We start from the raw sequence: 15,038 nt of genomic DNA, 5'->3' as shown, positions 1-15,038 counted from the left end.
GTACCCCACACATTGAGCATGAAACCTCTGTTTATTCCCTGCGCAATTTCTGGATCGACGATCGCGCCAGATGCCCCATGGAGGATATCGCGATGCCCACACCCAAAGCGCCCCGGCTGACGGGGCTGAAGAAGGTCGCGGGCAAGCCTGTCGATCTGCTCGTGAACGGCCAGAACATCGGTGACGATGCCCTGCTGATCATCCGCCTTACCGACGAGGGCTTTGAGCTGAGCGATGTCGTCAACATGCTTTCAACTTGCGAGTTGTATCTGCGCGAAGACATGGTCAAACGTATCACCGGCAAGTCTGTAAGAACCGTGCGCCGGCTCATGAAGGAAGGCAAACCGGTACGGCTTGACCCGCAACAGAGTGTCGTCGCCTACCAATATGCGCTGGTGCTGGAGATGGCCACTCGGGCATTCGCCGGGCAATCGCGGGCGGAGGTATGGATGCAGAAACCCAGCCCTTATCTGAGCGGCCGCGTGCCATTGGAATTTATCCGACATCCACTGGGTTTCCAGATGGTGGAACAATATTTGTGGCAGATCATGTCCGGGGTTTACCCATGAATCCCTTGCCTTGGGACGAGCACTGGTATGCCTGGCGGCTGGATCCCGAGGTTTACGGGACTACGTGGGACAGCGGGATAGGCTCAGAACTGAATGGAGGTCGATGGAATGTGCCTGGCCGGCGAGTCGTTTATGCATCAGTCGATCCGTCTTCGGCCATTTTGGAGGTGGCAGCCAACAACAGTTTTGATGCGCTCGACAGTGAGCCGTACGTGCTGACGTGCTTTGAAGTCATCAGCGATGCCAAGGTCAGAATCGTGCAGCCGGAAGAGGTGCCGAATCCGTACTGGTTAAGCCCTGCCCGACCTTCACCCAATCAGCAGTTGTTTGCCGAGGCGCTGCTGGCCGAACATCCGTTTGTGCTGATCCCCTCGGCGGCGACTCGGTATTCCTGGAATCTGCTGGTGAGCTGCGAGCTGGCAGAGGGGCAGTTCAAGATGGTCTCTCAAGAAAGGTTTGGCCTGGATACCCGGTTGTTGAAGGACATGGCATTGGCCTGACAAGCAAAGATGCTGTTCATGATTCAGTTTTTACCCGTCAAATTACCTTTGAGCCTGGCCTTGCGGCTGGCCATCAACACGCTGCCGGCCATTGCCGCCGACGGCATGGCAACAGAATGTGAGAGCGGGAATGCGCAGTAAATTTGAGCGCGCGAATGAAAAAATCCCGCCATGAAGGCGGGATTCTTATGCCGCTGAACGTCGCTATTACGACGGGAACAGCTCGGACAGTTTCATCGACAGCATCATGTCGCCTTCAACGCGCAGCTTGCCGCCCATGAAAGCCTGCATGCCGTCGGTTTCGCCGCTGACGATACCTTTCAGGGTTTCGCTATCCAGTACCAGCGTGCAGTTGGCGTCCGGGTTCTCGCCTTCCTGGATATCGCAGGTGCCGTCTTTGACGATCAGCGAGTACTGCTTGTCTTCGTCAGTGATGTTGAAACCGAAAACCAGATCCAGACCGGCAGCAGCGGCTGGGTTGAACTTGGCTTGCATTGCTTTTACGGCATCGGCTACGGAGGTCATGGTTCGATCCTTATGAGGTTGATTACAGCAAGGTTCACAGTTAACCGGACTCAACGGAAAGTGATGAGTTCCGGAGCCTTCAACAGCTGCAGGTGTGCATGACTGTTGAAGGAGGCCAAAGCCACCTCGCGACCGCGGAACTTCAGCTGGTTGAGCGAGGTGTTGACGATTTGCCAGTTCAATTCAAAGGCCTGTCTGGCAGGCATTTGCGTAATGAGGTGGAGCAGGGCGGTGATGGTGCCGCCGGAGGTGAACACGGCGATTTTCTGTTTGTCGCCAGCCTGTTCAAGAATTCGCTGCAGTCCGGCCTGAACCCGTTCGACGAAACCCAGCCAGCTTTCCAGCCCCGGCGTGTCAAAAGTGCCGGCCAGCCAGCGCTCGATGATCAAGGCAAAAATCCGTTGGAATTCGCCACGGTTCTGTGCGGCGTTGCGCAGGATGTCGAGGGCTTCCGGCTCGTCCGCCAGCATGTCCGGGAGCAGCGCGCGAATGACCGCGTCGGCATCGAATTCGTTGAACGCAGAATCGGTTTCCAGGGTCGGCACCGGCAGGCCTTTGGCGGCGTATTGCGCCAGCGCGCTGGTGGCCGTGTGCTGTTGGCGACGCAGGTCACCGGCGAGGCAGCGATCGAAGCTGATGCCCAGTTCAGCGAGGTGCTGACCGAGGATTTCTGCCTGACGCACACCGGTCGGCGACAGGACGTCATAGTCGTCTGCACCAAAGGAGGCCTGGCCATGTCGTATCAAGTAGATGCTGCCCACGTCCGCGTCATCCCGGTACGTTGAAGGTTGTGGCGAGGTTATGAGGATGACGGGTAGCTGTCAATGAAAAAACATACGCTTGTTTGAAATGCCCGTTACAGGGGTGTTGCCAGAGGTTTCACGGCTGGCCGACAAGCCGACGCATGGGTATGCTGGAGCCATCCCGCGTGTGTCTCACATCCGCGCATCGTTTAAGGAGTCTTTGTGGAGTTTTTCACCGAATACGCCAGCTTCCTGGCCAAGACCGTCACCCTGGTAGTCGCCATTCTGGTGGTGCTTGCCAGTTTTGCCGCATTGCGCAGCAAGGGCCGGCGCAAATCGGCCGGTCAGTTGCAGGTCAGCAAACTCAATGATTTCTACAAGGGCCTGCGTGAGCGCCTGGAGCAGACGTTGCTCGACAAGGATCAGCTCAAGGCTTTGCGCAAAGGCGAAGCCAAGTCCGAAAAAAGCGCGAAAAAGCAGAAGAAACAACCTGACGCCAAACCCCGCGTATTCGTCCTCGATTTCGACGGCGACATCAAAGCTTCCGCCACCGAAAGCCTGCGCCACGAAATCACTGCGTTGCTGACGCTCGCCACGCCAAAGGACGAAGTGGTCCTGCGTCTGGAAAGCGGCGGCGGCATGGTTCACAGCTATGGTCTGGCATCATCGCAACTGGCGCGTATCCGCGAGGCCGGCGTACCGTTGACCGTGTGCATCGACAAGGTCGCGGCCAGCGGCGGCTACATGATGGCGTGCATCGGCGAGAAGATCATCAGCGCGCCGTTCGCGATTCTCGGCTCGATCGGCGTGGTTGCACAGCTGCCCAACGTCAACCGCTTGCTGAAGAAACACGACATCGACTTTGAAGTCCTCACCGCCGGTGAATACAAGCGCACCCTGACCGTGTTTGGCGAAAACACCGAGAAGGGCCGGGAGAAGTTTCAGGAAGACCTGGACATCACCCATCAACTGTTCAAGAACTTCGTGGCCCGCTATCGCCCGCAACTGGCGATTGACGATGTGGCCACCGGTGAAGTCTGGCTCGGCGTCGCGGCGCTGGATAAACAATTGGTCGATGAACTAAAGACCAGTGATGAATACCTGGCCGACCGGGCGAAAAAGGCTGAGGTCTACCACCTGCACTACGCCGAGCGCAAAAGCCTGCAGGAGCGTATCGGCATGGCCGCCAGCGGCTCGGTCGACCGCGTACTGCTGAGCTGGTGGAGTCGTCTGACCCAGCAGCGCTTCTGGTAATTCGAGCAGGCATAAAAAAACGCCGGTCACATGACCGGCGTTTTTTTGTCCGCAGCAAACCTTCAGCGGCGACGGAACAGCGGCAGCGGTTCGTCGGTGGCGGCCTGATAGGTCACCGAAAAGTCCTTGAGACCTTCCAAAGCTTCGTACGGGTCTTTGTCCGCACGCACGGCAAAGGCGTCGAAACCACAGCGGTGCATGTAGAACAGCTGATCGCGCAGCACGTCGCCAATCGCCCGCAGTTCACCTTTGAAACCGTAACGGTCGCGCAGCAGACGGGCGTTGGAGTAGTTGCGGCCGTCAGTGAACGCCGGGAAGTTCAGGGCAATCACCTGGAACTCGGCGACGTCTTCACCGATTTCCTCGGCTTCTTCGTCGGCGTCCAGCCACACACCCAGACCACCGTCGCGAGCCTTGAGCATGCGACTGTGTTCACGCCACAGTTGCAGCGGCACGATCAGGTCGTCGCAGTTGCTGATCTCGTCGATGTTGAAATCCTTGGGCAGCAAGTGCCAGGTTTCGTCGACGACCGCGTTGTTCTTAATGATTCGCTGCATAGACGCGTTCCTTGAAGAGGTCGATGCCAATACGCTGGTAGGTGTCAATGAAGCGCTCGTCTTCAGTACGTTGTTCAACGTACACGTCGATCAGCTTCGAGACCACGTCCGGCATGGCTTCCTGGGCGAAGGACGGGCCGAGGATCTTGCCCAGGCTCGCATCACGGCTGGCACTGCCGCCGAGGGAGACCTGATAGAACTCTTCGCCTTTCTTGTCCACCCCGAGGATGCCGATGTGGCCGACGTGGTGGTGACCACAAGCGTTCATGCAGCCGGAGATGTTCAGGTCCAGCTCACCGATGTCGAACAGGTAGTCGAGGTCGTCGAAGCGACGCTGGATAGACTCGGCAATCGGGATCGACTTGGCGTTGGCCAGCGAGCAGAAATCACCGCCAGGGCAGCAGATGATGTCGGTCAGCAAGCCGATGTTCGGCGTGGCGAAACCGCCTTCACGCAGCTCACCCCACAGGGCAAACAACTGGCTTTGCTCGACGTCGGCAAGAATGATGTTCTGCTCGTGCGAGGTGCGCAGTTGACCAAAGCTGTAGCGGTCGGCCAGATCGGCGACGGCGTCGAGCTGCTTGTCGGTGATGTCGCCCGGGGCAACGCCGGTCGGTTTCAGCGACAGGGTCACGGCCACGTAGCCCGGCTTTTTGTGCGCCAGGGTGTTGCGGGTGCGCCAGCGAGCGAAGCCTGGATGCTCTTTGTCCAGCTCGGCCAGTTGCGCGGTCTGGTTGTCCAGCGCCTTGTAGTCCGGGTCGACGAAGTGCTTGGCGACGCGATGCAGTTCAGCCTCGGTCAGTGTGGTCTGGCCACCGCGCAGGTGTTCCATTTCCGCATCGACTTTCTGCGCGAACACTTCCGGCGTGAGGGCTTTGACGAGGATCTTGATCCGCGCCTTGTATTTGTTGTCGCGACGGCCGTAGCGGTTGTACACGCGCAGGATGGCGTCGAGGTAGCTCAACAGATCCTGCCACGGCAGGAACTCGTTGATGAACGCACCAACCACCGGAGTACGACCGAGGCCACCACCGACCAGCACGCGGAAGCCCAGTTCGCCAGCGGCGTTGTGCACCGGCTCAAGGCCGATGTCGTGAACTTCAATGGCCGCACGGTCAGCGGTCGAACCGTTGACGGCGATCTTGAATTTACGCGGCAGGTAGGCGAATTCCGGGTGGAACGTGGTCCACTGACGGACGATCTCGCACCATGGGCGCGGGTCGATCACTTCGTCGGCAGCGACACCGGCGAACTGGTCGGTGGTGACGTTGCGCAGGCAGTTGCCGCTGGTCTGGATCGCGTGCATCTGCACGGTGGCCAGTTCAGCCAGAATGTCCGGGATGTCTTCCACCGCGGGCCAGTTGAACTGCACGTTCTGCCGCGTACTGATGTGGGCGTAGCCCTTGTCGTAGTCGCGGGCAATCTTGGCCATCATGCGCACCTGACGCGAAGTCAGCTGGCCGTAAGGCACCGCCACACGCAACATCGGCGCGAAGCGCTGGATGTACAGGCCATTTTGCAGGCGCAGGGGGCGGAATTCTTCTTCGCTCAGCTCACCTGCCAGATAGCGTCGGGTCTGATCACGGAACTGCTTGACGCGGTCCTCGATGATCCGCTGATCGTACTCGTCGTATACGTACATATAAGTCCTGTTCTCAGGCTTGGGCCATTCGGAGTAGCACTGCGTTTTCGCTTGCTGGAGTCCGATTGTGCCTCTGCAATTCTGCGCGCACGGCCGCGCACTCCCTAACGGAGCCGGGGCAATATACCCGTTTGCAGTTATGCGCAAAAGTGATGTTTGAGTATATGTAAAGAACCAAATCGCCTAACGAGAATGGCTGTCAACTAACCCACATTTGTCGTGCGGACAATCATCGTCTTAACTGTGGTCGAGTCTTTCTGCAATCACCGATAAAACCGACAAGAGGCGATGCAATGAGCAATCCGACCAAGGCAAGAAAAAGCGACAGCAGTGTCGATGCGTGGGCCATTTTGTTCCTGATCATTCTCGTAGTAGGGACAGCGGTATTCTGGGTCAGTCATCAGTAAACGACCCATCCGGGCCCGCTTCCGACAGATTGTCGGACAAAAAACGGGATCAGGCATCAATAGCCGGTGGAACGAGGGCTATAATGCGCGGCCATTTTTCCTTGGGCCTGGATGCTTCATGTTCAAGTTTGTCCACATCAGTCTTCTGTTGTTCGGCGCGCTGTTTCAGACCAGCGCGCGGGCAGAGTCTGTGCTGTTTTTGAATCCGGGCTCGACGCAGGAAGCATTCTGGGTCAGCTATTCGCAGTTCATGCAGGCGGCCGCCCATGATCTGGGCATCGATCTGCAGATTCTCTATTCCCAACGTCAGCCCGAACTGACCCTGGCTCAGGCGCGCATCGCGTTGCAGGGGCCGAATCGTCCCGAGTACCTGGTGTTCGTCAACGAACAATACGTCGCCCCGCAAATTCTGCGTCTGGCCGAGAACAGCGGCGTGAAGCTGTTTATGGTCAACGCGGCGCTGACACCTGACCAGCAAGCGCTGGTCGGTGAGCGGAACGACCGCATCGGCAGCCTGGTGCCGAACGACGAGGAGGGTGGTTACCTGATGATGAAGGAACTGATCCGCCTGCACCCGTCGACGCCCGCTGCTGAGCCGATTGAAGTGTTGGCGTTCTCCGGGTTGAAGGTCACCCCCTCGGCGCAATTGCGCGAGCGCGGCATGCAGCGAGCGCTGGCCGAACACCCACAGATGCGTCTGCGGCAATTGGTCTACAGCGGCTGGACCCAAGAGCGCGCCTATGAGCAGGCCAAACAGCTGTTTGCCCGCTACCCGAAGGTGTCGCTGGTGTGGTCGGCCAATGATGAAATGGCCTTCGGCGCGATGCGCGCTTACGCCGAGACCGGCAAAGTCCCCGGCAAAGATGCCTTGTTCAGTGCGGTCAATACCTCACCGGCGGCCTTGCAGGCGTTGGTTGACGGGCGTTTGAGCGCGCTGGTCGGCGGGCATTTCACCCTGGGCGGCTGGGCGTTGGTCGAGTTGCATGATGTTGAGCAGGGCGTCGATTTGAATCATTACGGCGGCCGTGACCGGCAGATTCCCTTGTTGCAATTGATCGACAAAGCGCACGCCCGGCAAATGCTGGCCATGGGCACGTCGCCTGACTACGGCGTGAATTTCCGCAAGCTCTCGGCCAAGGGGCAACCGGCGTCGTATCGCTACCCCTTCACCTTGCAGACCCTGATGCGCTGACCGCGTCAGACCCCGGCGAAATGCAGCACCAGTTTGACGATGGCAAACAGCGTCAGCGCAAACACCGCCGTGAACAGAATGCCCAGCATCACGAAATGGCTGGGTTTGCCATGGGTGAAGTCCCTTGCCCGGTTCTTGCCGCTCTGCACCCCGAACGCCGCCGCCATCACGCTGTGCAGCATCTGCCAGAAGGTCGGCGGTTTGTTGTCGACTGGATCGTCCATAAATCCCTCTTCGAAAGTCGTGCCTTACAAGCATAGTCAACATACGCGCATGCGCCTGAGGTGGCCGCCCAGACATATCGTTACAACTGCGTCATGGCGCGATAACTATGTACCGCAGAGGCGTTCGCCCGGGATGGTCTGCTGACGCTCCATTTACAGGAGCGATGTATGTCCCCCGATTCCAGCCCCCAGCAGGTCAACGACAAACCAGCCAAACCTGTGGTCACGGGCAGTCTCCACGCTGAGTATCTCGAAGGCGCGGTTCCGCAATGGCTGGTCGACGCTGCTGCGCAAAGGAAGGATGAGATCAGACAGGCCAGGCCAGTGATACCGGCCTGGTACAGACAAGCGTCGTCGCAGCAACGCCAGGCGCTGGACAGCAGTTTCAGGAACAGTGTCCTGGCCCAGTCTGCACTGGACAAAACAATGTCTCCGCTCAAGGACATCGACGCGTTTGCCCGCCCGCTACTGACGCAAGCGCTGCAAGAACGCTGCAAGGTCACTGTCGATGTCGACAAGACGTTCCTCAGCCTCCGGCGTTCTTTGACCATGGGTATTTTCAGTGTGGAAATCGGCTCGTTCGAAGTCTTGAACCTGACGATGCTTCAGGCTGCACTGCACAATTTCGAAATCCGCGAATGCCTGCCCGGTGCCTTTCACGACAGTTCGGGTTTTGAGGAAGAAACCACCACGGCTGGTACTTTTGCGCCCGTAACGGTCAACCTGACCGTCATGGAGTTTCTGCGTTTGTGCCGTCATCTGGATCTTGGCGCGAAGTACCAGGCGTATCTCAAGGCGTTTTTCCACACTGCCGACCCAGACCTGGCAAAGACATTGCGCTCGCAGTTCATTGCCAGCCAGAAAGCCGCCATGCGGGCGGCGGCCGAGCAAGCGTTGCTGACCAAGGATATTCGGTCTGAGGAACACGCGATGATCGTCTCGGTCATCGACGGTGAAAAACATCCTGAGGTGAGCGGCAGGCAGGTCTGGTTTCACGATTTGAGTCTGATGCGGCACAGACTGACCGGCTGCGTCGCTTTTGCTATTGGCCAGAGGCGTCGCGCCCCTGAAGCAGTCATTGTCTACGTGCCCAATGATCCCGAGCATCCGCTGAAGCGCTACACCGGGACGCAAATGGAGGAGACGTTCAAGCGCCGATTGACCGCCCGGGATACACAAGCGGAGCAGAGTGCCGGGCCGACGCCGTACCAGCAATTCATCAGCCAGTTCCTGGATTATGACCAGCGCCCTTACTATTTCAGTCAGTTCGTGCGCGAGTCAGCCGATTCGCCGCCGAATATCATTTCGTCGCCCTGGCGCAGAGTTCCGGCGGCATTCGGTATGTTGTCGGCTTTTGTCGATTTCAAGGAGTTGCCACCTGAGTATCCGCCAATGGAACCAGAGCCTGACCCTTATATTGCCGTCTCGATCATGGCGCACAATGAGCGCGATCCATGGGCTGAAAACAGCGACCTCTGGGCCAGGCTCTATACGCAGCATTGCGAAAAAGTGCTGGCCGATGCCCGTAGTCATGCGGTGCCGTCGAGTGACATCGACGCCAAGGTGCGCGATGCAAAACTTGCGGCCCTGCTGCAAGTCGGGCTGCTGGTGCTCAACCTGGTGTCCATGTTCGTGCCGGTACTCGGCGAGGTCATGCTGGCGATCATGGCGGGGCAACTGCTGTACGAAACCTTCGAGGGCGCGCTCGAATGGAGTGAGGGCGACAAGCACGCAGCCAAGGCGCATTTGATCGATGTCGCGGAAAACCTCGCACTCCTCGGTGTAATGAGCGCCGCCGGGGCAGGTCTTCGCAAGCTCGGCGCGGTCAAGCCGGAACCGGTGATCGAGGACTTGCACCCGGTGACCTTGCCCAACGGCGAAACACGCCTGTGGAACCCAGACCTCAGCGGCTACCAGCAAGACATCAGCTTGAGTGACGCGACCGGGCCGGATCAGTCGGGCCGGTATCAACTCGACGGCAAGACTTACCTGCGTCAGGGCGAAAAGGTCTACGAGCTGATTGTCGATCCGAGCACAGCGCAGTGGCGGATCAAACATCCCGCTGAGCCCAACGCTTACCAGCCAGTGCTGCAACACAATGGCCAGGGTGCCTGGCGCCATACGCTGGAACAACCGATGAGCTGGAATCGCCTGACGCTGTTGCGGCGCATGGGGCATGTGACCGATGGGCTCTCTGATGAAATGTTGCTGACGCTGGCCGATGTCAGCGGCGTCAGCGAAAACAGCTTACGCAAGATGCACCTGGATCACGCGTCCGCGCCGCCCGAGTTGCGCGACGCCCTGCGCTTGTTCAAAGCTGATGCACAAGCCGTGCAAATGATCGAGCAATTGCGCGGCGCGACACCGATTGATGACCGTTATTTGCTGGCTTTGCCGCTGGTCACGCAAATGCCGCGCTGGCCCTACGATCGGGTATTGGAGGTCTTCGCCGGCCCCGAGCTGTCAGGGCCGTCGATTCGCTATGGCAGCGAAAAAGCTGTGCCCGGAGTCAGCATCAAGCCAGCGATCCAGCTCACGCGCACACAGGTGCTGAATGGGCAAATGCCCGAACGGATTCTTGCGGCACTGGAAGAGAATGAGATCAACTATTTGCTTGGCAGGGAAACCGCGCAATTTCGTGTAGCGCGCCCCGAGGCGTTCGGCCAGCAGATGACGGAGCATGTTTATACGCGCCAGGCTTCAATTGTTGAGAGTCTGTACCGCAGCAGTGAGCCGGACAGTGTTCGCCTGCGTATCCTGCGGCGCGAAACGCCTGGTCTGAGCGAGGCCGCGGCGCAGGATGTGCTCGATCACGCCACACCGACAGAACGGGTGCGTCTGGACACAACCAGGCGGGCACCGCTGAACATGCTTGAAGAAGCGCGCTGGCATGCCGGTCGCGGCCGCCAGACGCGCGCATTTGCCGGTTTGCACAGCGAAAACCTTGCGTCGGCGGATAGCCGCCGCCTCGCCTTACATGCGATGTCAAAGTTACCGGGCTGGCCGCAGTCGTTACGTCTGGAAATTCGCGCGGGCAGTCCGACTGGCGCGTTGCTCGACAGCCTCGGTGAAAACACCGCAGCCAACCGAAAGTATCTAATCAAGGACGGGCTGTTTTACCAGGCCTTCGACGATCGAGGGCAACCGCTCAACAGCACGCCCAGACCGGCTGACAGCTTTTACCGCGCGATCATGCGCGTGCTGCCCGATGACAATGCCGCCGCGATGGGATTGAGCGATGGCAGCCGAAGTCATGCGTTGCAGCGCAAGGTTATCGAGTCTGCGTTCAAGCACCGTGAGGGCGTTGCGCAATTGCTGGCGCCACAGGCCAAGCGGTTCAAAGCACCGAGCCGAATCGGCGCCACGCTGAAGGGCTATTACGCGAGCGGGCGTGGCTCCGGCCTGCTTCCCTCGCTTTGGGTGCGGGTGATGGAGCTCTATCCGGGCCCGCAACAGGCGGAGGCATTTCTCCAGCAGCAACGTGGCCGGACCGACCAGCAAATCTTCTCGGTGTTGCAGATGCGCCAACGTGAGTGGGAAGGGCTCAACGCTGCGCTTGATCAGTGGCAGGCCGGTCCGTCCGGCAGCGAGGCTGCACAGGGCAGGGCGCGGTTTGCCCAGGCCGTGCGCGACGCATGGCGCAATGCGCCGCTCGCCGCGCAGGTTCCGGACGCGGCACGCTTGGCGCTGGTGTGTGATGCGCCGTTGCCAGAGCTGAACACTTCTTTTGCACACATACGTGAGCTGTCGGTGGCTGGCAGCGGCTTGACGGACGCCAATGCGGATGCCTTTCTGGCGCAATTCCCCGAGGTGACCCATCTGTCGATAGGCAACCTTGAGCGTGGTCTGGAATATCTATCGTCCAGAACCCGGCCGCTCACTTCAGTGCCGTCGGCGGTCGCCCGGTTGCCCCGGCTTGTCAGTCTGCGCTTTTCCACCCATGCGCCAGCACTGGCAGCGGACTTTCCGGCAACGCTGGGTACGCTTACGTCGCTGGAAACGCTGCATCTCGACTATGCCGGCTTCGACGCCAGAAGCCTGCATGCGCTGGATCTGAGCCCTTTGCGGCACTTGCGCTCCTTGCGCATCGACGCGCCCCATGCGTTATGGCAATGGCCGGCGTACGTCGAGCGGCTCGCGCAACTGGAACGTCTGGATCTGACGCACAGCGCAATACGCACGCTGCCCGAATCGCTGTATAGCGGACAAGAGCGGCTCTGGGCCGGACTGTCGCTGGACTGGGCGGCGCTGGCTCCGGCGCAGTTCATGCGTGCTTACGAATATGTCCGCAACTACTCCGGTGAGCTCGGCCATCTGGTCGATCTGAATCAGATGGTCAGCCAGTATTGCCGGGCGGAGCTGGACTTCATGGCGACCTTGCCCGATCTGCTCGATCCCTTACCGGCAAGCTTCGATGCCGCATGGACAACGCCCGAGGCGAGAATGACGGCGATTACCCGACTCAGGGCTGAACACGACGCAATCTTTGCCCAATTTCATATGCCGGCGCATCCGCAGGCGATGCGCTCTGCAGGGCTTCGCTGGCAATGGGCAACGGGGCGCAACGCGGGGACTTTACGCGCCCTCAAGCAAAGCTGGAATGCCGCCATCCGCCAACGTTATGGCGTGCCCGGCGACATTGCCACGTTCGAATTGCCTGTATCGAGAGTGGGGCTGATTGAACAGGCAGGCATGGAGCAGATCATCGAATTGCCAGCACTGCCCGCCGGCAGCTTTGCCCATGTCCGCACGCTGCGTCTGGGGCAACTGGACGTTCCCGTCGAACAGGCGCGCGCCTTTATCCGGGGGTTCAGTGCAACCGAAACGCTGGTCATGACGGGGAACAACTTCACCGAGTTGCCGTTCGCTGCCGCTGATCTGCCAGCGTTGAGACAACTCGATGTATCGGCCAACAGCATCGTGATCACCCGGGCGGTGCAGGCACAATTCAATGGCTTGCAACGACTCGGCAGCCTGAACCTGCAAGCAAACCCGCTGGGCCAACTGGATGTAAGCGCCTTCAGCCACCTTCAGGCGCTGAACCTCAGGGCGACGCGGTTGCAAGCCTGGCCTGCCGGTGCCGAGCGTCTCGAGCGGTTGTACTGGCTCGACTTGCGTGACAACGCGATCGCAGCGCTCCCGCCACAAGCCTTGGCCGATCCGCACGCGCTGATGAAAGTCAATCTGAGCGGCAATGCTTTCAGTCCTGCCGGTGAGGTTGCCCTGAACGCCGCGTTGCAGCGCATCGAACACAGCTTCGTGTTACCCGAAGGCACACTCGCACGTTTTGCCGAGGAGCCCGTCCCGGACAACATTTTGCCGAGCCAGTCGGGCTGGTCGTTGACGAGCTTGTTATTGAAGCTTCCCGAACAGCGTATCGCATCCCCGGGCGAAGCCGGGAGACTGACCAATCTGCAGCGCCTGCATCCGGGCATGACGCAGGAGCGCGCCGTGCAGGTATTGCAGAACCTGCGTGAAACAGGATTGAGCAGTGGGCAAATAGATGTGCAGATCGCTCAATGGCATCAGGCTTGCGAAGGGCTGACCCGGCAGTTGAATGGCTGGCTGTTTACGCGGGGTGTACCCACAGGCGAGCGCCGAGTATCTGCGCAAAGCCGTTCCCGCGCGGCGGTACGTATCCGCGAAGCCTGGCGTGCGGGACTCGGACATAGCCCCGGTGCAGAAGGGCTGACACTTGGCCTTGAGGGCTTGCAGACTGGCGACTTGCCAAGCCTGATTGTGCCGCTTGCGAGCGTCACCACGCTGGATCTGAGTGGTGTGGGTATGACCTCCGCCGGCGCATCCGGTTTTCTGGGAGCCTTTGCCAATCTCAGGACATTGAGACTGAGTGGCAATGGGCTGACGGCTGTTCCAGAGCCACTGCTGCGCATGAGTCAGCTGGAACGTCTGGAAATGCAATATTGCGACCTGTCCAGCGCCACCAGCGTCTATCCGTTGCTCGGTAGTATCCGGTTGCGCTGGCTCGACCTCAGTTATAACGAACTTCAGGTTTTCAACCCGCCTGGATCAGGTGCTGTCGAAACGCTTGATCTGCGCTTCAACCAGCTGATTGATTGGCCCGGTGGAGCACTCGAGGCGCCAAACCTGCGGACGTTGAACCTCAGTGGCAACGACATTACCGAGATTCCCGATGAACTCTTCGACGGTAGTCACGCGCAACTGATCGCGGGCACGGACTTGTCTGAGAACACTGAACTGTCACTTCACGCGTTACAGCGACTCAGATTCCAAAGCCGCGTCAACCACGCTCCAGAGATACTGGGCATTGCGCGTGAGGACATTGACGGCATGATTGACGCGCACGTCTTCGGCATCGACGAAAGCGGTTTTTCAGAGTCGGGCAGTGACAGCAACGGTTCTGCTGAGGGGGCTGTCGGCGTTGACATATATGCCGTGGTGGCGCCCGTCGAACCCGTCTCTAATCCGGCTCTGGCTATATCGCCTGAAGCATTGAATCCCTGGCTTGCGGGTGCTCCGCCGGCATTGGCCTCCACGCGAACAACCCTTTGGACGCGGTTGGCGGAAGAGCCCAATCACGAGCGCTTTTTTCAGCTGATCTACCTGTTGCGTTATGCCCAGGACTTCCGGATTGCGCGCGCCGAACTGACCCATCGGTTGTGGCGTGTCATGGAGGCTGCCAGTGAGAACAGCGAACTGCGCGAATTGATGTTCCACAACGCCGAGACGCACGGTGCGTGTCCGGATGGCCGAATCCTGACGTTCAGCGAGCTGGAGGTTCGCGCTTATGAATACACCGCACTGCGCGATATTCCGCACGACCGTCCGGACCTTCGCGGGCGAGCCTTGCTCGATCTGACTCGGCGGCTGTTTCGACTGGAACGGGTCGACAGGCTGGCAGAAGTCGCCGGACGCCATCAAGACCGGGCGCAAATCCGCCTGCGTTACCGGCTTGGCATGACTCGCGGCTGGCCGGACGGGCTGGAGTTGCCGGGTCAGCCAGAACACTCGCTATACGACACGCCGATCAGCGGGCAGCGCTTGATCAATGCTCGGGCTGCGGTATTGGCGGATGAGGCGTCCAGCCTGTTTCTGGACGATCTGATTTCGCGTGACTACTGGAGCCGTTACCTGAAAGATATTTACCCTGACGTTTTCGACGAACTGGAACGCAACGCCACACAACGCCTGGAAGAGGTCGAGGACGCCCATCCGGACAAACACGGCGATGAAGCGTCGCGCGAGCGCTATCTAGAGGCCATGAACCTGCTGGAGATCGAGTTGGCGCTGGCACGCGCCGACAGGCTGAAGGAACTGTCCCGAACGGAATTGCAAAAGCTGGCGACGGTGGTTATCGATGCACCACCCGCGCCATCATCACCGCAACCGGGGCCCTCAAGACGCCAATGAATGCCTGAACGGACCTGGGACTGAGCTCCCAGATCC

11 protein-coding genes are annotated in these 15,038 nt (G+C 59.5%); 6 read left to right on the top strand and 5 right to left on the bottom strand.

The window, feature by feature from the left end; genetic code table 11:
• The first annotated feature begins 92 nt into the window (after positions 1-92).
• From AB4O11_RS24900 to AB4O11_RS24890, 3 genes are read left to right on the top strand one after another with little or no spacing between them, the layout of a single operon-like run.
• Positions 93-569, top strand: coding sequence for an MbcA/ParS/Xre antitoxin family protein (locus tag AB4O11_RS24900; RefSeq protein ID WP_175559577.1), 477 nt, complete (start codon positions 93-95; stop codon positions 567-569).
• Complete coding sequence (locus AB4O11_RS24895; protein ID WP_093430855.1) at positions 566-1,069, top strand: RES family NAD+ phosphorylase; 504 nt, start codon at positions 566-568, stop codon at positions 1,067-1,069. Before AB4O11_RS24900 ends, AB4O11_RS24895 begins: the two co-directional genes overlap by 4 nt.
• A gap of 18 nt (positions 1,070-1,087) precedes the next feature.
• Entirely contained in the window at positions 1,088-1,210 is a 123-nt protein-coding gene (locus tag AB4O11_RS24890) for a hypothetical protein (protein ID WP_460091183.1), read from the top strand.
• 66 nt (positions 1,211-1,276) lie between these two features.
• On the opposite strand, the gene AB4O11_RS24885 is transcribed toward AB4O11_RS24890, so the two are convergent.
• Both AB4O11_RS24885 and AB4O11_RS24880 read right to left on the bottom strand, forming a co-directional pair.
• A complete protein-coding gene (locus AB4O11_RS24885; protein ID WP_007912567.1) occupies positions 1,277-1,594 on the bottom strand; it encodes an SCP2 sterol-binding domain-containing protein in 318 nt (105 codons plus the stop codon).
• A 50-nt stretch (positions 1,595-1,644) separates the two neighbouring features.
• On the bottom strand, positions 1,645-2,355 hold the full coding sequence (locus AB4O11_RS24880) for a histidine phosphatase family protein (RefSeq protein WP_186624538.1): 711 nt from the start codon (positions 2,353-2,355) through the stop codon (positions 1,645-1,647).
• Between the two features lie 204 nt (positions 2,356-2,559).
• Here AB4O11_RS24880 and sohB point away from each other — a divergent pair, with 204 nt between their 5' ends.
• Complete coding sequence (gene sohB, locus AB4O11_RS24875) at positions 2,560-3,591, top strand: protease SohB (RefSeq protein ID WP_460129052.1); 1,032 nt, start codon at positions 2,560-2,562, stop codon at positions 3,589-3,591.
• Between the two features lie 62 nt (positions 3,592-3,653).
• Here sohB and AB4O11_RS24870 read toward each other — a convergent pair whose 3' ends face one another.
• Entirely contained in the window at positions 3,654-4,148 is a 495-nt protein-coding gene (locus AB4O11_RS24870; RefSeq protein ID WP_093430863.1) for a DUF934 domain-containing protein, read from the bottom strand.
• Positions 4,132-5,790, bottom strand: a complete 1,659-nt coding sequence (locus AB4O11_RS24865; RefSeq protein WP_460129050.1) for a nitrite/sulfite reductase — start codon at positions 5,788-5,790, stop codon at positions 4,132-4,134. The genes AB4O11_RS24870 and AB4O11_RS24865 overlap by 17 nt, the downstream gene beginning before the upstream one ends.
• Positions 5,791-6,315: 525 nt before the next feature.
• Here AB4O11_RS24865 and AB4O11_RS24860 point away from each other — a divergent pair.
• Positions 6,316-7,389: an ABC transporter substrate-binding protein gene (locus tag AB4O11_RS24860; protein ID WP_257355329.1), complete on the top strand. Its 1,074-nt coding sequence runs from the start codon at positions 6,316-6,318 to the stop codon at positions 7,387-7,389.
• A gap of 5 nt (positions 7,390-7,394) precedes the next feature.
• Here AB4O11_RS24860 and AB4O11_RS24855 read toward each other — a convergent pair whose 3' ends face one another.
• A complete protein-coding gene (locus tag AB4O11_RS24855) occupies positions 7,395-7,613 on the bottom strand; it encodes a DUF2970 domain-containing protein (protein ID WP_016983294.1) in 219 nt (72 codons plus the stop codon).
• Positions 7,614-7,781: 168 nt separating this feature from the next.
• Here AB4O11_RS24855 and AB4O11_RS24850 point away from each other — a divergent pair, with 168 nt between their 5' ends.
• Entirely contained in the window at positions 7,782-15,002 is a 7,221-nt protein-coding gene (locus tag AB4O11_RS24850) for a dermonecrotic toxin domain-containing protein (RefSeq protein ID WP_460129048.1), read from the top strand.
• Positions 15,003-15,038 lie beyond the last annotated feature (36 nt).

Source organism: Pseudomonas sp. H1_D05 (assembly GCF_054682705.1).
Note: the sequence above shows the minus strand (reverse complement) of the source record. Positions and strands in the feature narration are given on the sequence as shown.